Here is a 20,915-nt window from a genome sequence, read left to right as displayed (position 1 = left end):
CTTTCCCGATTCACCAGGACCAACCCTGATCCGTATTCAGTTTTCGCTTTCCGTCAGCCTATCCGACTCGTTTTTCCGCTGTCAAATCGGCTCCAGTGAACCGGATTCGCCCAGCAGAAAACCCCACCGTTTCGGCTTTTGGTTTTACGCTGTTGTGATCCGAGAACCCGCGACAAGCCGACTCCGTCGGAGTCCTTGCTGCTGGGGATCTCGCATCAGCGGACACCCACTCTACCACATCGTGGGAGCTTGGTTCGTGTCCATCGCCAGGCAGCGTCCCCGGTGGCCTTCCGGCCGGTGGGCCCGCTCCGCGCTGGCAGAGAGAAAGGTACGCAGCACCGCGCCCAAAGTCAAATCACCTGGTCAGCGGCTTGCGCAAGATCCGATGACGGTGCCGGGCCCGGCTGGGCGGACGGCGACTGACCCGATTGCGGCTGGGTGGGCCTGGTCCTCGGGCGCAGCCACAGCGTTGTCGACCGGGTCGGACCGACCAGTTCCATCACCTGCTCGGGCGTGGCCGGCTGCCGGGCCCCCAACGGCACCAGGTCGTAGCCCCAGGTGCGGAACTCGCGCAGCACGGTGATCGGGTCGTCGCCGAACGACTCCGTCGCCGCCGCGGCGAACTCCAGCAGCACGTGCGGGCGGTCCCGGCGCAGCAGCCGGACCAGTCCGGCCAGCGCGCGGTGGCCGCGGCCGGGCACGTCGATCCGCACCACGGACAGCCGCAGGTCGCGCGTGCTCGCCAGGTTCTCCAGCTCGCGGTCCAGCCGGATGGCCACGACCTCGGTCCCGGCAGCGCCGGCCGGTGGGGGCGTGCCCGGCTCGGCGTGCACGGGTTCGCTCGCCTCGATGTGCGCCGGTGTTTCCCGTGCTTCGGATACTTCGAACACTTCGGGCGCTTCGGGGGTGGCGTTCGGCGCCGGGTCGGCGGGTGGAGCGGACGGATCACCCGGGTCGCCGAGATCACCGAGATCACCGGGGTCACTGGGGCCACCGCTGCCCTGTCCCGGCCGGACCGCCACTCCGCCGGTCAGTGCCGGTTCCACCAGCAGCCGGCCCGGGCTGTCCCAGGCCGCCGCCCGCAGCACCACCAACCGGCGCGCGATCGCGGCCGACACGTTCACCTCGACGTTGTGGTGCAGCAGCAGCGCCGCGGGCGCGCTCGGCTCCACCGCGACCACGGCACCGGAGGTGCCGAGTCGGCTGAGCACCCGGATCGTGTGGTAGCCGACGTAGGCGCCCACGTCCAGGAAGATCCCGTCCGGCTCCACCAGGGCGTCGATCAGCTCGGACAGCTCCGGTTCCCAGACACCGTGGCTGGACAGCAGCGGCAGCATCACCGAGTCCTCGGCGGGCAGCCGCAACAGGCCGGCATCGCTGAGCACCAGGGAACTGCGCACCCCCTCCACCGGTGGGCTGTGCCGCTCGTGTTCCCGCACCACGACCCGGCGCAGCGCGTCGGCCGTCTGCAACGCCTGGGTTGCCGCGCGCACCCCGCCGTCCAGCCGGGTGTCGCGTTCCCGCAGCACGTCGACGAGCTGGGACTCCAGGCCGTCGATCCGGTCCAGGGTGCGGTCCAGCGCCGTGGTGAGCCGGTCGATCCGCTCGGCCAGGGTGTCCACCTGCTTGGCGCGCTTGGCCGCCTCACCGACCACCGCGTCCTCCACCTCCCGCATCCGCCGACCCTGGCCGGCCAGGTCCGCGCGCACCCGGATCACGCCGTCGTCGATGCCGACGAGCTGGTCGTCGAGCTGGTTCTGGCGCTCGACCAGCTGCTCCAGTTGCGCCCGCAGTTGGTCCAGTTCGCCGATGCCGACGCCGACGCGCACGTCGTCCTGGCGGCGCAGCAGCTCCTCGGCGGTGCGCTCCACGCTGTCCACCAGGGTGGTCAACACGTCGCGCATGTGGTTGTCGTAGTGGCTGAGCACCCGCAGCACGGCCTTGCGCAGTGCCGGTGCCATCGGGGTTCGGCTGGCCACGCCGACGTCGGGGCGCCGCAGCAGGGCGTGCCTGGCCGCGTGCATCGCGTGCAGCGGATCGGGCACCTGGTCCGGCCGGCTCACCGCGCGCCGGGCCCGCCAGCCGCGGTAGACCTGCTCCACCCGTTCGCGCAGCGCGGCACCGACGCGGCTCACCGCCCTGGTGTCGAGCAGGTGTTGCCGGCCGGCGAGCCCGACCTCGTCGGCACCGCCCAGGTCGTCGGCGACGCCGCGCATGAGCAGCGCCGCGGCCTGCACGTCCGGTTCGGTTCCGGCGGCGTGGCAGGGCACCAGCAGCGCCGAGGACGCGTCGAACATCTCGGCCACCGCTCCGTGACCGCTGGCCAGCACCGGGACGCCGCGCATCGCGTACCTGGCCAGTGCCACGGCCGCGTGCTCCGAGCCCGCTGCCCGGTGCAGGGAGACCATGCAGTCCGCCGCGTCCAGCACGGCCTGACCGACCTCCGTGGACGGTTCCTCGATCAGCCGGATCCGCTGGTCGGCCACGGTGCCCAGGCGCAGCCGCTCGGCTGCCTCCGGGTGCGCGCGGACCCCGCTGACCGCCACCAGCAGCACCACGTCGGAGCGGTCGGCGAAGGCGGTCAGGAAGGCGGACACCGCGCCGAGCGCGTTGACCGCGCGTTCCCGCGAGTAGTCGGTCGAGTACTCGGCGACGCAGGCGAAGACCACGGCGTCGGCCCGCCGCTCCGGCAGGTCCAGCAGGGCGCGCGCGGCCTTCCTGGCCTCGTCGGTGCGCACCCCCTCGTCCGGCACGGGCAGCGGGAACACCCGCACCGGCTGGTCGGACTGCGCTAACCCGGCGCTGGAACTCTCCGAGGGCACCCAGATCTCGTTGGCCTGGGCCAGGTCGGCGTGGCCGGCGAGGTCCAGGCCGGTGTCCGGGTCGGTGGGCTGGCTGGCGTCGAAGGCCACCGAGATCAGGTACCGGTCGGCTGGCGCTGGTGCGCCCGGCGAGCAGCGCAGCACCACCGGGTAGCCGGTGCCGGTCGAGGTGGGCAGGCCGGATGCCACGGCGGCCGCGCGCATCAGGTCGGCGACCGGGCCGTCGCCGACGACGGACACGCCGAGCTGGTCGCGCAGGGCCTCCTCGGTGGCCCGCGCCCCGGGCACGGCGGCGACGGGCAGTCGGGCGGCGGCCACCCCCGGCCCGGCGCACCAGTCGCGGAAGGCGGCGAAGTCCGCGCCGAACGGGTCGGGGTAGTCGCGGCGCAGGCCGGGGTCGTCCCGCCACACCGCGGCGGCCCAGCGGGTGCTGCCCGGCAGGTCGGGGTCTGGCTGGCAGGCCCACTCCAGGAAACCGGCGGGACCGGCTGGGCTGAACGCCGACGGTGGCGCGGCCTGCTCGGCGCGTTCGGCCGCCACGCACTCCTCGTGGTAGGCGGCGCGCAGGGCGGGGGGCAGGAGGGTGCCGTCGGCGAGGCGGTCGAACCGGTAGTCCACCTCCTGCAGGCTGTGCCCGGCCTCGACCAGTGCGGCGCGGTAGGCCGCGCACAACTCGGCGACCAGCGGGTACTCCGACAGCAGCACCCTGGGTCGGTCGGTGATCCGGGCGGTCAGCAGCCAGGGCCGACGCGGGTCGAACCCGGTGAAGTGGATCGTGCGCAGTGGTTCGCCGAGCAGGGTGAGCTGGCCGTCGGGGCCGCGGAACAGCTCGCGTTGGGCGATGTTCCAGTAGGACAGGCCGAAGCAGGTGTGGCGCAGCAGGTGGTGGGCGACCAGGGCCGGTGCCACGTCCAGGAAGTTGTCGGCCTCGGCTGGCACGCGGCGGGCCTGCTCGGCCCAGGACCGCACGAACTCCTCGGCGCCGGGTGCCACCGCGAGCAGGCCGGGTTCGTAGATGCCGGCCTGGAACAGTTCGGCCTGGGTGGGGCGCAGGCCGTCGTCCGGCAGTGGCCGCAGCACCCTGGGCAGCAGCACCAGCGGGCCGTTGGCCAGTCCGGCGAACACGTCGGTGGTGATGGGGCTGAGCACGTAGACCGAGGGGTCGAGGTAGAGCACCGGCCGGCCGGTGATCAGCAGCCACTCCAGCAGTCGTGGGCGCAGCACCGCGCAGAGCTGGCTGGCCGTGCAGGCGGTGGCGAGCTGGCCGAGTTCCTCCTCGGACAGGCCGATGTCGTGGGGGGTGAGCACGCCGCGTTCGGCGTGGCCGGGTTCGGCGTCGACGATGAGGGCGACGAAGCGCGAGTCGGCGTGGTGGGCCAGGAACGACGACTCCAGCACGCGCACGGCGGGCAGCTCGGCGCGGGTGGCGACGGTGCAGACCGTGGGCACCACGGGCAGCGGCACCGAGGCGGTGGGCCCGCTGGGGTCGACCAGGATCTGCTGGCCGGTGTTCGACTGGCTGGCCGACTGGTCATCTGTCACGGGTGCAGAACCTAGTGCCGCGCCCGGACACGTTCACGCGTGGAGTGCGAAACCGCTGGTGGGGTGCTTGTGGAGGAGAGGAGCCCAGCCCCCACCCTCTCCGGGGGGCGTCCCCTGGACCAGCCTACCGGTGGGTGGGGGGATGGCCAGGGTGGTGGGCGGCGGGTGTGGACAGGTGGGGGTGCTGTGGACAGGTGGGCACCCGGACGGGTGGTTTTCGGGCAGCTGGGGTGGTGGGGGTGTATAGGGCCGGGGGCGGTCGCAGGTGGTTGGGCGGTGTGGGGTGCGGGCCGTCCAAGCGCAGCGGGTGGCGCGGCGGTGGGGGCACGGGCTGGGCGGTGTGCGGGTGGTTGGGGGTGGGCTAGTTGGGGAGGGTGGGCTAGTTGGGGAGGGTGGGCTAGTTGGGGAGGGTGGGCAGGTAGGTGGGGGCGCGGCGGGCCGGGTGGGTGTGTTCGAAGGCGGCGGCCAGGGACAGCAGTTGGTGGTCGGCCCAGCGGGGGCCGAGGAAGGACACGCCGATGGGGAGCGCGCCGACGAATCCGGCGGGGACGGTGACGGCTGGGTAGCCGGCGACGGCGGTGGGGGTGGCCGAGCCCAGGGTGTCGCCGTCGCCGGCGGTGTAGTCGGTCAGCCAGGCCGGGCCGTTGGTGGGTGCGACGATCGCGTCGAGGTCGTACCTGGTCAGCGGGTCCTCAAGGCTGTAGCGGGCGAGGGCGCGCGCGACCGCGCGCTGTTCGACGTATTCGGGGTCGTCGGTGGTGGGCGCGCGCAGCGCGTACTCGAACAGCTGCTGGCCGAACAGGGACAGCTCGACCTCGTCGTCCCAGTTGAACCTGATCAGCTCGGTCAGGTTCTGCGGGCAGTCCGGCCGGGTCTTCAGGTAGGTGTGCAGGTCCCGGCGGAACTCGCTGAGCAGGGCCGGCAGTTCGCGGTCGGTGATCTCGTCCTGGTGTTCCAGGTCCACGTCGACCACGGTGGCCCCGGCGGCCACGAGCGCGGCCACGGCGGACTGGAACACCTCGGCCACCCGGCTGTCGACCTCGGGCAGGTGCCACACCCCGATGCGGGCGCCGCGCAGTGCGGTGGTGGACAGCTCGGTGGCGGGATCGTCCGGCCGTTCGAAGGTGATCGGGTCGTCCGGGTCGCGGCCGCCGAGCGCGGCCAGGGTGAGGGCGGCGTCGACCACGTGCCTGGCCAGTGGGCCGGGGGTGTCCTGGTCGCGGGACACCGGCACCAGGCCGGACCGGCTGACCATGCCGACCGTGGGTTTGTGGCCGACCACGCCGTTGACGCCGGCCGGCACCAGGATCGACCCGTCGGTCTCGGTGCCGATGGCGACCTGCGCCAGTGCGGCGGCCACCGCCACGGCCGAGCCCGAGGACGAGCCGCACGGGTTGCGGTCCAGCACGTGGGGGTTGCGGGTCTGGCCGCCCAGCGCCGACCACCCGGAGGTGGACCGGGTGGACCGGAAGTTGCCCCACTCGCTGATGTTGGTCTTGCCCAGCAGCACCGCGCCCTCGGCGCGCAGCCGCCGCACCAGCCAGGCGTCCCTGGCCGGGCGCCGGCCGGCCAGGGCGCGCGACCCGGCGGTGGTGGCCAGTTCGCTGGTGTCGATGTTGTCGTTGAGCAGCACGGGGATCCCGTCGAGCAGGCCGCGCCTGCGGCCGGCCGCGCGCTGCCGGTCCTGGTTCTCGGCTTCGGCCAGTGCGTTGGGGTTGACCGTGAGCACGGCCCGCAGCAGCGGGTCCACCGCGCTGATGCGGTCGAGGTAGTGCCTGGTCAGGGCCACTGCGGTGAGGTCGCCGGCGGCCATGCGCGCGTGCAGTTCGGGGATGGTGGCGCGGTCGAGGTCGAAGCCCAGATCGCTGGGTAACCGCGCCGGGTGGGGTGCCGCGCCCGCCGTGGGGGGATGGTGGGTGGCGGCGGTGGTGTCGCGGGCGGCTGGGCTCTCATTGGGCACCGGGTGACCCCGTTCGGGAATGCAGGTGGGGAGGGGGTTGATCGGGCTCGGCGGGGTGGTCGCCGGCCCGTCGTGGAACAGATCGCTGGTTGGGCCGCCAGGGTTTCAGCACGTGGCGGCTGGGATCTGGGATTTCGCGAGTTCCGGCCGGGCGGGGGGGGCGGTCTGCCGGCTGGCGGGGCCGGGATGGGCATCGGCCACGGACGGCTGGGCGCGGGGTCGCGCGGGTGGTGGGGCGGGGTGCCTGGGTGACTCGGTGGGTGGGTTGTCGTGCGGTCCCGGGCGACAGCGACGCGGCAGTGCCTGCGGCAGTGCCTGCGGCAGCGACTGCGGGGGTGGCCGCGGCGGTGCCGCGAACGGCTGTCGCCCGGGGCGGGTGGCACGGGACGGGGCGGGCTGGCGCCCCGCTACCGGGGCGGCTGGGACCGGGTGGAGCGGCCGGTCACAGCACGGGCAGCAGGGTGCGCAGCTCGTAGGGGGTGACGCTGCGCCGGTAGGCGTCCCACTCGGAGTGCTTGTTGCGCAGGAAGAAGTCGTAGACGTGTTCGCCGAGGGCTTCGGCGAGCAGTTCCGAGTTCTCCATCTCCACCAGTGCCTCGCCGAGGTTCTGCGGCAGGCTCTCGTAGCCGGCGGCCTTGCGCTCCTGCTCGGTCAGCGACCACACGTCGTCCTCGGCGGCCGGGGGCAGCTCGTAGCCCTCGGCCACGCCCTTCAGGCCGGCGGCCAGGATCACCGAGTAGGCCAGGTAGGGGTTGCACGCCGAGTCGAGGCTGCGGACCTCGATGCGGCGCGAGGACGCCTTGCCCGGTGAGTACATCGGCACCCGGACCAGGGCGGACCGGTTGGCGTGGCCCCAGCACACGGTGGTGGGGGCCTCCGCGCCGACGATGAGTCGTTTGTAGGAGTTGACCCACTGGTTGGTGACCGCGGAGATCTCCCTGGCGTGCCGCAGGATGCCGGCCACGAACGCCTTGCCGGTGCTGGACAGCTCGAACGGGTTCTCGTCGTCGTAGAAGGCGTTGCGGTCGCCCTCGAACAGGCTGAGGTGGGTGTGCATGCCCGAGCCGGGCTGGTCGCTGAACGGCTTGGGCATGAACGAGGCGCGCACGCCCTGGGTGATGGCCACTTCCTTGATCACGTACCGGAAGGTCATCACGTTGTCCGCCATGGTGAGCGCGTCCGCGTAGCGCAGGTCGATCTCCTGCTGGCCGGGGGCGCCCTCGTGGTGGCTGAACTCCACGGAGATGCCCATGGCCTCCAGCGCGTCGATGGCGTGCCGGCGGAAGTGGGTGGCCGTCTCGTGGCTGGCCTGGTCGAAGTAGCCGCCGTTGTCGGCGGGCTCCGGTTCGCTCCCGTCCGAGGGCAGGTTGCGGAGCAGGAAGAACTCCATCTCCGGGTGCACGTAGCAGGTGAAGCCGGCCTCGCTGGCCTTGGACAGCGAGCGGCGCAGCACGTGCCGGGGGTCGGCCCAGGAGGGTGACCCGTCGGGCATGGCGATGTCGCAGAACATGCGGGCGGAGTAGTGCGAGCCGTCGGGCGTCTCCCAGGGCAGCACCTGGAAGGTGGCCGGGTCGGGCTTGGCCACCATGTCCGACTCGTAGACGCGGGCGAAGCCCTCGATGGCCGAGCCGTCGAACCCGATGCCCTCGCTGAACGCCCCCTCCAACTCGGCCGGTGCGATCGCCACGGACTTGAGAAAGCCGAGCACGTCGGTGAACCACAGCCGGACGAACCGGATGTGGCGTTCCTCAAGCGTGCGCAGCACGAACTCCTGCTGGCGGTCCATACCCGGAAGCCTAAGCAGAACGGGTCGTCCGCACACCGCCGGGCAGGGCCACTGCCGAGAAGATGACAGTGGGTGCCGGCGGTGTGACGCGCGATGACCGGGCCGGGTCGGCCGCCCCTCCTGGTTAGCCGCGTTCGGGCTGGTGCCAGCCGGCCCAGGACTCCAGCATGCGGCCGGCGATGGACACCCCGCCGGGCAGGATCAGCCCGGGCAGTTGGCCGCCGGCGGCCAGTGCCTGGCGCACCTGGGCCCTGGACACCCACTTGGCGTCCTCGATCTCGCCGTCGGCGAGCTTGAGCGGCGCCCTGGGGTCGGCGACCGCGGTGAAGCCGATCATGATCGAGCGCGGGAACGGCCACGGCTGGCTGCCCAGGTAGCGCACGGAGTGCACGGCCAGGCCGACCTCTTCGGCGACCTCCCTGGCCACGCACGCCTCCAGGGACTCACCGGCCTCAAGGAAGCCGGCCAGGATCGAGTACCGCTCGGCCGGCCAGAGGGGTTGGCGGGCCAGCAGCACCAGGTCGCCGCCGTCGTGGACCAGGCAGATCATGGCCGCGTCGGTGCGCGGGTACTCCTCCCGACCACAGCCGGTGCAGTGCCTGGCCCAGCCGGACCGCACCTGCTCGGTGGGGGCGCCGCAGACCGCGCAGAACCCGGCGTGCCGGTGCCAGTTGAACAGGGACACGGCCGTGGTGAGCAGGCCGGCCTCGGTGTCGCCGAGCAGGCTGCCGACCGCGCGTAAGTCGAACCAGGTGGGGCTGGTGGTCCGGGCCGGGTCGGGGCCCTGACCCCAGCCGGGGTTGGCGGTGGCGGCGTCGTCCGGGGCGGTGCCGGGCACCGCCCACCACATCACCCCGTCCTGTTCACCGAGCAGCACGGCGGTGGCCGGGGGCCGGTCGCCGAAGTCGGTGGCCGGCCGGTGGCGCAGCGCGCTGCCGCCCGGTGCCACCTCGGTGCGGCCCCGCTCGTCCACCACGATCACGCGCGCGGTGGGCCAGGTCTCCAGCAGCCGGTGGGTGTCGTCGCGCAGCGGCTCCTGCCGGTCCACTGTGGACCGGGACAGGGCGGGCAGCGCGGCGAGCTGGAAGCCGGCCGCGCCGCCCCTGGTTGTGTCGGCGTCGGTGGAGTCGGTCACGGCAGGGTGACACCGCCCAACGCGTGGAACTGCGGTGCGAGCCGGCCGGCGTCGCCGACCACGACCCCGGTGAACGCGCTGGGCGCGAAGAACTCCAGTGCGGCCTGGGCCACCTGCTCGGCGGTGACCTCGGCCAGCCGGGTCGGGTAGCCGCGCAGCCAGTCCACGCCCAGTCCGGCCACGGCCAGGTTGGCCAGGAACGAGGCGAGCCCGGCCTGCGAGGAGGTGGCGGTGAGCAGCGAGCCCACCGCGTAGCGGCGCGCTGTCTCCAGTTCCTCGCCGGCGGGCGGCACCAGGCCGAGCCGGCCGAGTTCGTAGCGGGTCTCCAGCACGGCCGCGGCGGTGACCTCGCTGGCGGTGTCCGCGTCCACCAGCAGGGTGGCGCCGCTGGGGGTGAACTCCAGGTAGGAGCGGGCGCTGTAGGTGTAACCCTTGTCCTCGCGGATGTTCTCCACCAGCCGGGAGGAGAAGAACCCGCCGAAGACCATGTTCGCCAGTTGCAGCGCCGGGTAGCGCGGGTCGGTGCGGGCGATGGCCTGGCTGGACAGCCGGATCTGCGACTGCACCGCGCCGGGCCGGTCCACCAGCAGCAGGTCGCCGCCGACCACCGGGGGCAGCGGGGACAGTTCCCTGGCCGCGTCCTGGCCGGCCCAGCCGGACAGCGCGCCGCCGACCTGGGCCACCACCCGCTCCGGGTCCACGTCGCCGACCAGCACCAGCACCGAGCCGCGCGGCAGGACCGAGCCGCGGTGCAGGTCGCGCACCTGCTCGGCGGTGACCTGGGCGACCAGCGCGGCCTCGGGCACCTCCACGCTGAACGGGTGGTCGCCGTAGCGGCGGCGCTGCAGTGCCTCGCGTGCGATCACGCTGGGCTGGGAGCGGGCCAGGGTGATCCGCTCGACCAGCCGGTCGCGTTCCCTGGCGGTCTCCTCGTCGGAGTGCACCGCGCCGGTGAGCACGTCGGCCAGCACGTCGAGCAGCGTGTCCAGGCCGCTGGCCAGGGCGCTGCCGCCGATGCTCAGCCGCTCCGGGTCGACGACCGTGCCCAGATCGCCCCCGACCAGGGCCAGGTCGGTGTCCAGCTGCACGCGGTCGCGCCGGGCCGTGCCGGTGAGCAGGGTGTTGGCCAGCACCTCGGCGCGGGCGGCGTGTCCTGGCGCGTCGGCCGCGCTCGGGCTGCCGAACGGGATGCGCAGCCGCACCTCGACGATGGGCACGGCGGCGCGGCGCACCGCGATGACGCGCAGCCCGTTGGGCAGCACGGTGTCCACAGAGGACAGTTCGCCGGCCGGCCGCTGCTCACCCAGTGGCGGGAGCGGGCGCGGGCCCAGCGGGGTCCGGCCGATCTCCTCGGCGGTGCGGTGCGGCGGCACGGGTTGGGTCGTGACGGTGTCGGTCACGCGGCACCCCCAGGCAGGTCGGTGGTGGAGTCGGCGGAGGCGGCGGGCGCGACCGTGAGCACGGCCCTGGCGTCGGGCCGGAGGGCCTTGGCGGCGGTGACCACGTCGGACTCGGAGACCGCGGCGATCCGCTCGGGCAGTTCGTAGAGCAGTTCGGGTGAGCCGAAGAGCAGTTCGGTGGAGCCGAGCCCGAGGGTGCGGCTGACCATCCGGTCGTGCTCCTTGTGCAGGCTGGCCGCCCAGCGGGCGGTGACCTTGGCCAGTTCCTCGGCGCTGGGGCCGGCCTGGGCGAGCTTGTCCAGTTCCTCGTCCAGCGCGGCCAGCACCCGGTCCGGCTCGACCTGGTCGGAGTGGATGGCGGTGACCGTGAACGTGTCCGGGTCCCTGGCCTCCAGCGGGCCGAACAGGCCGCAGCCGGAGCCCACGTCGGTGACCAGCGCGTCGCGGTGCACCAGGCGCTGCTGCAGCCGGGCCCCGTCACCGTCGGTGAGCAGCCCGGACAGCACCAGGTAGGCGAGGTAGCCGTCGAGGTCGGTGGCCGGGTCGGGCAGCCGGTAGCCCACGGCCAGCGCGGGCAGTGGCGCGTGCGGGTCCTTGTGCACGCCGCGCAGCTCGCTGGTGGGCGGCGCCTCGGCGAACGACGGGCGGGGCGCGACCTGCCTGGCCGGCACGTCACCGAAGTGCCGCTCGACCAGTTCCCTGGCCTGCTCCGGGGCGAAGTCCCCGGCCACGGTCAGCACGGCGTTGCTCGGCGCGTAGTAGGTGTCGAAGAAGGCCGCGCAGTCGTCGACGGTGGCCTGTTCGAGGTCGGTGAAGTCGCCGTAGCCGTTGTGGGCGTTGGGGAAGCTCTTGTAGAGCACCGGCGGCAGCCAGATCCACGGGAACCCGCCGTAGGGCCGGTTCAGCACGTTGAGCCGGATCTCCTCCTTGACCACGTCGATCTGGTTGCGGAGGTTCTCCTGGGTGAGCTTGGGCGCGCGCATCCGGTCGGCTTCCAGGAACAGCGCCCGCTCCAGCGCGGCCGAGGGCAGCACCTGGTAGTAGTCGGTGTAGTCCGGGTGGGTTGACCCGTTGAAGGTGCCCCCCGAGGACTGCACGTGGCGGAAGTGCGCGAGCTTCTCCAGGCTCTCGCTGCCCTGGAACATCAGGTGTTCGAACAGGTGGGCGAAGCCGGTGCGGCCCTCCGGTTCGGATCGAAAGCCCACGTCGTAGTGCACGCTCACCCCGACGACCGGGGCGCTGCGGTCCGGCGCGAGCACCACCCGCAGGCCGTTGGGGAGCGTGAACCTGTGCAGTTCAGGTGCGGCCATACCAGCAGCCTACGGCGTCTGGGCCAGTGCCCGACCGGGTGTGCGGCGATCAGGAACGCAGGGAGCGGAGGTGGCCGGCCTCGGCGAGTACGCCGTCCAGGGTGCGCAGGAAGATCGGGAACCGGGCGGCGAACCGGCGCAGGTCGTGCCGGCCGTCCTGGCCGGTCCCGTCCTGTTCGCCGAACCAGTACAGGCCGGGCGCGCCGTCGGCGTCGGCGTCCAGTTCGGCCCAGGCGGCCAGCCAGTGCTCGGCCGCGCCGAGCACCACGGCGTAGGGCAGTGACCGGGAGAACACCAGTTCCCGGTCGGGTTCGGGGATGTCGGTCGGGGACACCACGTGCAGGTGCTCGCGCAGCCCGCGCACCTGTTCCAGCAGGGCGCTGCCGCGCCGGGTGCGCGCCGGCATCCACCGGGCGCCCACGGCGAGCGCGGCGCCGGCCACCACCACGGCCAGCCCGAACAGGGCGTGCCCCGCGGTGAGGGCGAGCACGGTGGTCAGCGCGGCACCGGCCACCCCGAGGCCGATGCCGGCCCACCACCACAGGCTGCGCTCGGCGTCCGGCCGGCGGGCGAACCACTGCCTGGCCACCACGTCCTGGTACAGCTCGGTGCGCACCTCGGCCAGGTCCAGCCGGCGGCCCCGCAGTTCGGACAGCAGCACCTGGTCGGTGCCGTCGGGCAGCAGGGCCCGGTAGACCGCGCGCTCGTAGCCGGTCAGCGCGTCGTCGGCGGGGTTGCGCCGGACCACGCGCCAGTCCAGCGGCTCGCCGACCTCCTCGATCCACAGGTAGTTGCGCACGGCCAGGTCGATGACGGTGGCGGTCACGTCCACCACGTCCACGTGTTCGTCGACGACCGTGCCGACCTGGCCGGGCAGCACGCCGTCCGGGGAGGCGAAGGCCACCCGGGGCGCGCCGCCGGGCTGGTCGGCCGGCAGGTCCACGAGCAGCCGCACCGGGGCCACGTCACCGGCCATGGCCCGCACGTCCCGGCCGCGCGCGTACCAGAGCAGCACCACGCCGCCGAGCAGCACGACCAGCAGGACGGCCAGGCCCACCCCGGTGAGCGGGGTCAGCGCGAACGCGGCGGCCAGGCTGAGCGCCTGCTCGACGCGGGCGTTGGCCGGGACGGTGTCCTGGGGCAGGGCCACGGCCAGGTCCACCCGCTCACCCTCGGCCAGGCTGATCTCCCGCGCCCTGGCGTCCTGTCCCTCGGTCAGCTGCGCCGCGGTGCACGGCTGGCTGGAGTTGGGCGGGCCGGCCAGGCAGGTGACCGCCTTGGGCGGGTTGGGCGCGATGAGCGAGGCGGTCACCGAGTCCAGTGGCACGTCCCAGCCGCTGGCGACCTGCCAGCGCACCTCCTGGCTGTCGGGGAACTGGGCGACCGCGCCGTCCACCGTGTAGACCAGGGTGGACCGGCCGGCGGGCAGGCTGACGGTGAACTCGTCGTCGCCGGCCCGCGCGCTGCCCCCGCCGTCGACGGAGCCGACCTGGACGCGGTAGACGCGGTCCAGGTCCTGGCCGGCGGCGATGCGCAGCGGCACCCTGCGGTGCGCGGTGCGCCCCTCGGGCACGGACACGGTCTCGGTGACGGTGAGCAGGCCGTCGCGCTCCAGCTTGAGCCGGACGTCGGTGCTGACCGTGCCGGGCAGGCCGGTCTGGCTGGTGGGGGCGGCCGGTTCGCTGGACGGCGGCGGGGGTGGGGGTGGCGCGGCGTGGGCCAGGGGATCGGCCCAGCCGATGGCGGGCAGCGCGGCAGTGACAACGGCCGTGGCCACGGCCACTCCCCACTTTGTCAACACGGCCGCGGAGAATAGCGGAGCGGCCCTATGCTCTTGTGCCGATTGAAGAAGCGTTCGCGTTCTGGACGCCGTGTTCTCGACGTGCAGGGGGATTCGGGCAGATGACGCAGCCACCGCCGGCGGGTGGGCCCCACCAAGGCTGGCCGCCACCCCGGCCGGTCGCCCCTCCCCCGGCGGCCCAGCCGCTTCGACCCAACCCCGCCCAGCGGCCACCGGCGGGCATGCCGCCGCCCGGTCCGCGTCCGGGACACGCCGGTCCCGGTCCCGGGCCTGGTTCCGGTCCTCGTCCGGTCGGCCAGCCGGGCGGGCCCGCTGGGTATCCCGCCGGCCCGCAGCCCCGGCCGGTGATGCCGCCACCGCAACCCCTGCCGGCGCAACCCGTGCCGGGCCCCGGCGGACCGCGGTTCGGGCCGGGACCGGCCGCGGGATGGCCGCAGGGCGGGCCGCAGCAGGGTGGGCCACAGCAGGGTGGGCCACAGCAGGGTGGGCCACAGCCGCAGGTGGCGCCGTGGGCCCAGCCGCCCGGCGGCTACCAGCGTCCGCCCGTGGTGCCGCGGCGCCGGTCGAACACCGGGCTGATCGTGGCGGGCGTGCTGGTCGTGGTCGCCGTGCTGAGCATCGGCGGGATCGGCCTGGTGGCGTCGATGAACAGCGCCAACCGGGTCGCGGACAGCGGCTACACCGCCATCCCCAGCTACACCAACACCCACACCACCAGCGCCCGCCCCAGCACCACGACGACCACCACCACGACCACGACCCCCAGCCGCGCCACCAGCAGCGCCCGGCCCACGACGTCCACGCCGAACACGCCGGCCGGGCCGCGCGCGGTGATCGCGCTGGGCGACAACCCGATGAACGCCGAGGGCCTCGGCGCCATGGCGGCCACCTGCGACCTGCCCAAGTTCAACACCTCGCCGCAGGGCCAGGACGCGTTCTACCGGGCCGCGCTGCCCTGCCTGGAACAGGCGTGGGCGCCGATGCTGCAACGGGCGAACCTGCCCTACCAGCCGGTCCAGCTGCAGACGATCACCTCGGACGTGTCCACCCCGTGCGGCAACCGCAGTGCCCTGCAGGAGACCGCGCTGTTCTGCGACGGCGTGATCTACATGACCGCGCGGTACTACAGCGAGACCGAGGGGCTGGGCGCGCACCCGGGCAAGTACCTCGGGGTGCTGGCGCACGAGTACGGGCACCACGTCCAGTGGCTCAGCGGCACGCTCAAGGCCTCGGTGCAGGCCCAGTACGACGCGGGCGGCTGGGACACCGAGAAGGGGCTGGAGATCAACCGCCGCAAGGAGTTGCAGGCGAGCTGCCTGGGCGCGATGTTCATCGCCGCCGCGGTCGGCCGGGGCTCGGTCAACCAGACCATCGCCCAGGAGGCGATCGAGGACGAGAGCCAGCGCGGTGACTGGCCCAAGTACCCGTACCGCGACCACGGCAGCCCCGAGCTGAACAAGGCCTGGGTGCAGCAGGGCTACCAGACCAACCGGACCTCGGCGTGCAACACCTGGCTGGCCAGTTCCGCTGACGTGGCCTGAGCGCCGGCCGGCCCGGGTCGCCTCAGCCGGCGGCCGGCGCCAGTGGGGTCGCCGGCTGCTGGTCCTTCTTGCCGCGCTTGCGGGGTGCCTTGGGGGTCCTGGGTGGTTTCGGCGTCCGGGGGGTCGTCCGGCGCGCACTGGCCCGGCCGGGGCGCCAGCGCACCAGGAACGCGTACACCGCGCCGGCCAGCGCGCTGAGGAAGAACAGCAGCACGGTCAGTGGGCGCAGCAGCCCCGACCCGCCCGGGGTGACGCCGGAGACGCTGACCACGATCTCGCCGTCGGTCCTGGTCGGCACCTGGACCTCGACGATCTCGCCCTGGCTGTGGCCGCAGCCGTCCAGCTGCGCGTTGAGGGTCCGGTCGTTGACCTTGAGTTCCACGCCGTCCCTGGCGTTGGCCTGGTTGCACGGCGCCGAGCTGGTCACCGTGGCCTCGACCTTGGCGCCGCTGTCGGTGCTGGCCGCCTGCGGGGCGAGCACGTCGGGCAGCCGCCACACCACCGCGATCGCCGCCGCCACCGTGGCCAGCCCGATGCCCAGCACCAGCAGCGCCCACCGGCTCGGACGGGAGACCCGCTTGGCCGGTTTGGCCGGCTTGGCCGGTTTGGGTGGCTTGGCCGCCTGGACGGCTGTCGCGGGCGCGCCGGTGGGGCTGATCGGTGCGGCGGGATCCCACGCGGGGGGCGGCGCTGGCATTGGTGCTGGTGCTGGCGCTGGCGGGAACGTCGGCACCGGGGTCACGGCGGTGGCCGTGGACGGCACCGGAGCGACCAGCGTCCCGGAGCCGGGAGCGGCGGCCGGGGGCACCGGCTGGTCGGTGCTGACTGGCTCGGCCGGCGCCACCGGCACGGCCGGCAGCACCGGCTCGGCGGGCGCGATCGGCTCCGCCGGGTTGGCCGGGTTGGCCGGGTCGACCTCGGTGGGCACGGCCTGACCAGCACCGGTGCGGTCGACGGCCGGCGGCTCGGGCGCCACCTGGTCGGCCTGCGGTGCTGGGGAATCCAGCCCGGCCGCGTTGGCGGCGGCGGGCTCGCCCTCGTTGTTGTCGCCCTCGCGAGCAGATCTTCGGAGCCGAACAGCCACGGATGGATGGTGACAGACGAACGCGGCGCGTGTCGCGCACACCACCCGTGGCCTACGGCACGCTCAAGATCGACTGTCCGCCCGCGACGGGCACAGCGGCGGCCACGACCTCCGTGAACGTCGCGAAGCCCTTGGGGCTGAAGGCGAGGACGACCTCCGACCCGATCCCGCTGACCGTCAGCTCAGCGCTGCCGTCCTCCCGGCTGACCATGGCCTTGAACCAGGTGTCCTCGGTGGTGTTCACCCAGACCTCAACCGACCCCTGCCTGCTTCCCTCCGCACCGGATAGACCCTGACCAGGGAGAACACGCCAGGAGTAGATCGGTTTCAGCGCGCTGCGGCCCTTTGTGGCGCCTGCACCTACTACCACCACCCCGTGGGCACAGGACTCATGACGCGAGCGTACGAACAAGTGGAGAACTTGCTCTACCTCTGTTGACCGCCGCCAAGATCGATCCAAGATCGGCCCAAGAATCGCCGACTACGGTCGCCGCACCGGGGTCGGGGGGCGATCGAGGACGACAGCCGTGGTGTGCCGCTTCCCGCTGTCCGGCCCCGGCAGATGGCCGACGCGCACGGACATTGGGGGCGTTGTGGAGGACTGGGGCTGCCAACATGTGAATCCAACCGCGGGTGACCGACTCGCCACCCACCCGGCCGGACCGCTGGAACTCGGTGCGGTGTGGGTTTCCCCGCTGGTGCACCAGTCGTTCCGGCCGCGGCGGGCAGCGCGGTCGCGGCCCGGGGTGGACACCGACTGCTACACGGTGGCGTTGACGCTGCACCAGGCGGTGCGGGTCGACCAGGTGGACCGGGAGGGCGTGCTCGGTTCGGTGGATCTGGTGCTGCTGAACGGGTTCCGCCCGGGGATGGTGGCCGACGGCGCGGGCAGCGGGCTGATCGACGGGGTCGCGGCCCGCGTGCCCAAGGGTGTGCTGGCGCTGCCGCCCAGCCAGGTCGACCGGCTGGTGGCCAGGCGGCTGCCGGGTCGGACCGGGGTGGGCGCGCTGCTCAGCCAGTTCCTGCTGTGCCTGGCCACCGGCGCCAGCCAGTACCGGTCCTCGGACGCCACCCGGCTGGGCACGGTCCTGCTCGACCTGCTGACCGCGGTGCTCGCCCACGAACTGGACACCGACGCCGCGCGGTCGCCGCAGAACCAGCGGCAGAGCCTGATCACCCGCATTCTCGCGTTCGTCCAGGACCACCTGGCCGACGCGGGGCTGTCGCCGGCCAGCATCGCCGCCGCGCACCACATCTCCACCCGCTACCTGCACAAGCTGTTCCACAGCCAGGGGTTGAGCGTGGCCGGGTGGATCCGGCAGCGCCGGCTGGAGGCGTGCCGCCGCGACCTGTCCGATCCGGCGCAGCGCGGCCGGTCCACCCGGGCGATCGCGGCGCGCTGGGGGTTCACCAACCCCGCGCACTTCAGCCGGGCCTACCGCGCCGCGTACGGGGTGGCGCCCAGCGACCACCGGCGGCTGGTGGCCAGGACCGAGAGTGTGCGCGGATCGTCAACCGCTGGGCACGCGAGGCCAACGACATCCCGGCCGGTCGCCGGCACAGTGGGCGTCGTCCACTGAATCCCGTTGCCGGCGGGGGGGTGTTCCGGAGGTCTCTTCCGCGTCAGGTCCCGGACTCCCCACTGCCGTCGACGGGGTGGACCCGTGGCGCCCGGCCGGATCCGGCCGGGACAGCTGGGCGCGGGTTTCCCCAGTTCCCCACCGCGCCCAGCGGGCCCTTCACATCTGGCCGGGAAGGACGGCCGCGAACGCGGAACGCGGTGGACGAGCCGGCATGAGCGACGAGCCGCTGTCGGGTTCAGTCGCGCGGCGCGACCAGCGACCGCGCCACCCCCTCGCTCGCCACGGCCAGCCCGAACGGGTTGGTGGCGATGGGCAGCGAGGTGGCGGCCAGGTTGCCCAGCACGTGCCAGGTCGGGTCGGGCACCCCGGCCGAGGTGAGCCGGCCGGTGAGCGGCTCGGCGCACAGCCCGCCGGCCTGGTCCAGTTCGGCGCGGCCGTCGACGAGCAGCGCGCTGACCAGGGCGCTGGCTTGCTGGGGCGTGGCGAACGGGGCCGGGTTGACCGCGTTGACCACGTGGTCGGCCCGCCACCGGGACCTGGTGTCGGTGATGTGGAAACCCGGCTGGCCCGGCTCGATCTTGGTGACGCCCGGCACCAGGCGCAGTTGCCCGGAGTCGAGCAGCCGCAGCAGGGTCCGGGCGTTGCCCGGCACCATCGGCGAACTCAGGCCGCTGAACGCGCGGAACCAGGACTCGCGCAGCAGGGTCCGGTCCCGCTCCGGCAGCAGCCGCCACGCGGTCGGCCCGGCGACGCGGATGGCCAGCGTCAGCAGTCGGCGACCCAGGTGCGGTGAGTCGACGGCGGCGAGCTGGCGGCGCAGCCAGTCCGCGGAGTGCCCGGTCTCGGTGATCTCCTCGACGAACGAGTCGAAGTCCTGCCCCAGGTCGCGCAGTTCCGCGCGGATCAGCTCGACGAGCCGGTCGAGGGTGAGTTCCCCGGCCAGGGCCAGCACCCGGTCCCGGGTGAGGTGCCGGAGCTGGAGCGGGACCGGCCGCTGCTGGACGGGCGGCAGCATGCCGCTGCGGGACAGCAGGCTGATCGGTCCGGTGTGGCCGGTGGCGGCGAGCCCCACGGCCACGTCGACGGCGGTCAGGCCGCTGCCGATCACGGCGACGTGCCGGTCGGCGGGGATGTCGGTGAGGGTGCGCGCCAGCGGGTACGGCTCCAGCACGAACCCCGGGGCGCCGCTCAGCCCGTAGTGGTCGGCCGGGTAGCCGCCGCCGACGCACAGCACGGCGCGGTCCACCCGGTGCCGGCCGCCCTGGTCGGTGTGCAGCACCGCGTCGGCCCGGGAGTAGCCGGTGACCCGGGCGTTCACCACGTTCACCCGCCAGCCGGCGTGCCGCAGCCGGGTGCTGGCCGCGCGCGCGGTGTGTTCGAGGTACTCGCCGAAGACCGCTCTGGGCACGATCGGCTGGTCGAGCCCGGGGTCGTGGTGTTCCGCCAGGTCGGCGCGGTCCCGCAGCCACCCCGCGTAGTGGCGCGGGTCGTCGGCGCGGACGGACATGCTCTCCGGCGGCGCGTTGACCCGCACCGCGGGCAGGTCGGGCTGGTAGGGCCGGCCCCGCCAGAGCAGTGGCGTCGCCTCGAACACGGTGAGCCCACCCGGTGCCGCGTCCAGCCGGGACAGGGTGTCCAGCAGGGCGACTGCCGCCGCCCCACCCCCGATGATGCCGATCTCCACAGCTGCTCCCTCCGCCTCGCTCGGGTTCGTCGCCACTCACCCTCCGGGCCTGGCCAGCCGTTTCCCACCCCTCGTTTGCGGGGAATTCGCCGACCGGACCCCCGCAATCAGGGGGATTGCCAGCCGGACCGGGCCGGCGTGAGGATGGCGGCCATGCCCCGGACCGCCGCACGCCGCTCTCGGGACCTGGTGCCCAACGCCACCAGCCCGGACGCGCTGACCCTGTTCACCGACACGTCCGCGCGGCTGCGGCGGCTGGTCCCGTTCGACGCGGCCATCTGGCGCGCCACGGATCCGCTCACCGGACTGATCACCGCGCCCGTGCTGGTGGAGAACCTCACCGAGGGCGGCTGCACCGCGTACTGGGAGTGCGAGCTGCTCGGCGAGAACGTCAACCTGTTCCGCGATCTCACCAGCGCCCCGGTCCCCGTGGCCGGCCTGCGGGAGAGCACCGGGGACCGGCGGTCCCAGGGCGCGCTCTACCAGAAGTTCATGCGGCCCCGGGGTTTCGACGACGAACTCCGCGCGGTGTTCCGCGTGTCCGGGCGGCCGTGGGGACTGGTGAGCCTGTTCCGCGAACGGGGCCGCCCGCCGTTCGACCCCCAGGACATCGGCCTGGTCACCGCGCTGTCCGAACTGCTGGCGCGGCGGCTGCGCGGCTACGCCCAGCCGCCGTCCGCGCCGGTGTCCACCCCGGGCGGTGGCCCGGGCCTGCTGCTGTTCGACGCCGCCGGGACGCTCGTGTCGGTCAACGACGACGCCCGGCGGCTGCTGGCGGAGATGCCGCCAGGGCCGGCCGTGCAGACCCCGTTCGGGGTCGCGCTGCCCGCGTGGGTGCTCAACACCGCCGCGCACGCCCGGCTGGGCGGCGACAGCGTCACCGCCCGCGTCCGGGTCCGCTCCCGGACCGGCCGCTGGCTGATCTGCCACGGGTCCTGCCTGCGCGACCAGGACGGCCGGTCCAGCTCGACCGCGATCGTGATCGAGCCGGCCACGGGCTCGGAGATGGCCGCGCTGGTGACCGTGGCCTACGAGCTGTCCCCGCGCGAACTGGAGGTCACCCAGCTGATCGCGAGTGGACTGTCCACCCGGGAGATCGCCGCCCGGCTGCACCTGTCCCCGCACACCGTGCGCGACTACGTGAAGGCCGTCTTCGACAAGGTCGAGGTCACCAGCCGGGGCGAACTCGTGGCGAAGCTGTTCACCGAGCACTGCGCGCCGCTGCTGGCCGACCGCACCGTCCGGCGCCTCACCGGGTGATGTGGGC

13 protein-coding genes are annotated in these 20,915 nt (G+C 73.7%); 3 read left to right on the top strand and 10 right to left on the bottom strand.

The genetic code is table 11. From position 1 onward, the window contains the following. Positions 1 to 350: 350 nt before the first annotated feature. From LX83_RS29135 to LX83_RS29105, 7 genes are all read right to left on the bottom strand, one after another. Positions 351 to 4,364 (bottom strand): FkbM family methyltransferase, encoded by a 4,014-nt coding sequence (locus LX83_RS29135; RefSeq protein ID WP_253777082.1) that lies wholly within the window; start codon positions 4,362 to 4,364, stop codon positions 351 to 353. A 397-nt stretch (positions 4,365 to 4,761) separates the two neighbouring features. Further along, positions 4,762 to 6,324 carry an amidase gene (locus LX83_RS29130; protein WP_253777080.1) on the bottom strand — a complete coding sequence of 521 codons (1,563 nt, stop codon included), beginning with the start codon at positions 6,322 to 6,324 and terminating at the stop codon, positions 4,762 to 4,764. A gap of 442 nt (positions 6,325 to 6,766) precedes the next feature. Further along, complete coding sequence (locus LX83_RS29125; RefSeq protein WP_253777078.1) at positions 6,767 to 8,110, bottom strand: glutamine synthetase family protein; 1,344 nt, start codon at positions 8,108 to 8,110, stop codon at positions 6,767 to 6,769. Between the two features lie 124 nt (positions 8,111 to 8,234). Beyond that, complete coding sequence (gene nudC, locus LX83_RS29120) at positions 8,235 to 9,245, bottom strand: NAD(+) diphosphatase (protein ID WP_253777075.1); 1,011 nt, start codon at positions 9,243 to 9,245, stop codon at positions 8,235 to 8,237. Beyond that, a complete protein-coding gene (locus LX83_RS29115; protein ID WP_253777072.1) occupies positions 9,242 to 10,645 on the bottom strand; it encodes a M16 family metallopeptidase in 1,404 nt (467 codons plus the stop codon). Before LX83_RS29115 ends, nudC begins: the two co-directional genes overlap by 4 nt. After that, the gene (locus tag LX83_RS29110) at positions 10,642 to 11,955 is read right to left on the bottom strand and encodes a M16 family metallopeptidase (RefSeq protein ID WP_253777070.1); all 1,314 of its coding nucleotides are present in this window, start codon (positions 11,953 to 11,955) and stop codon (positions 10,642 to 10,644) included. The genes LX83_RS29115 and LX83_RS29110 overlap by 4 nt, the downstream gene beginning before the upstream one ends. Positions 11,956 to 12,004: 49 nt before the next feature. Beyond that, on the bottom strand, positions 12,005 to 13,732 hold the full coding sequence (locus LX83_RS29105; RefSeq protein WP_253777067.1) for a DUF2207 domain-containing protein: 1,728 nt from the start codon (positions 13,730 to 13,732) through the stop codon (positions 12,005 to 12,007). Positions 13,733 to 14,301: 569 nt separating this feature from the next. Here LX83_RS29105 and LX83_RS38095 point away from each other — a divergent pair. After that, positions 14,302 to 15,297: a neutral zinc metallopeptidase gene (locus LX83_RS38095; RefSeq protein WP_308204071.1), complete on the top strand. Its 996-nt coding sequence runs from the start codon at positions 14,302 to 14,304 to the stop codon at positions 15,295 to 15,297. 22 nt (positions 15,298 to 15,319) lie between these two features. On the opposite strand, the gene LX83_RS29095 is transcribed toward LX83_RS38095, so the two are convergent. Further along, positions 15,320 to 16,381 (bottom strand): hypothetical protein, encoded by a 1,062-nt coding sequence (locus LX83_RS29095; RefSeq protein ID WP_253777065.1) that lies wholly within the window; start codon positions 16,379 to 16,381, stop codon positions 15,320 to 15,322. Between the two features lie 52 nt (positions 16,382 to 16,433). Next, on the bottom strand, positions 16,434 to 16,625 hold the full coding sequence (locus LX83_RS29090) for a hypothetical protein (protein ID WP_253777063.1): 192 nt from the start codon (positions 16,623 to 16,625) through the stop codon (positions 16,434 to 16,436). 373 nt (positions 16,626 to 16,998) lie between these two features. On the opposite strand from LX83_RS29090, the gene LX83_RS29085 reads away from it, so the two are divergent. Further along, positions 16,999 to 17,961, top strand: coding sequence for a helix-turn-helix domain-containing protein (locus tag LX83_RS29085; protein ID WP_253777061.1), 963 nt, complete (start codon positions 16,999 to 17,001; stop codon positions 17,959 to 17,961). Between the two features lie 238 nt (positions 17,962 to 18,199). Here LX83_RS29085 and LX83_RS29080 read toward each other — a convergent pair whose 3' ends face one another. Then, positions 18,200 to 19,648, bottom strand: a complete 1,449-nt coding sequence (locus LX83_RS29080) for an FAD/NAD(P)-binding protein (protein WP_253777059.1) — start codon at positions 19,646 to 19,648, stop codon at positions 18,200 to 18,202. Positions 19,649 to 19,801: 153 nt separating this feature from the next. Between LX83_RS29080 and LX83_RS29075 the strand changes: the two genes are divergently transcribed. Next, complete coding sequence (locus LX83_RS29075) at positions 19,802 to 20,908, top strand: helix-turn-helix transcriptional regulator (RefSeq protein WP_253777057.1); 1,107 nt, start codon at positions 19,802 to 19,804, stop codon at positions 20,906 to 20,908. Positions 20,909 to 20,915 lie beyond the last annotated feature (7 nt).

The sequence above is a fragment of the Goodfellowiella coeruleoviolacea genome, from assembly GCF_024171785.1.
In the GTDB taxonomy this organism is placed as follows: Bacteria; Actinomycetota; Actinomycetes; order Mycobacteriales; family Pseudonocardiaceae; genus Goodfellowiella; species Goodfellowiella coeruleoviolacea.
The sequence above is the reverse complement of the archived record's forward strand: the minus strand, read 5'-3'. Positions and strand labels throughout refer to the sequence as shown.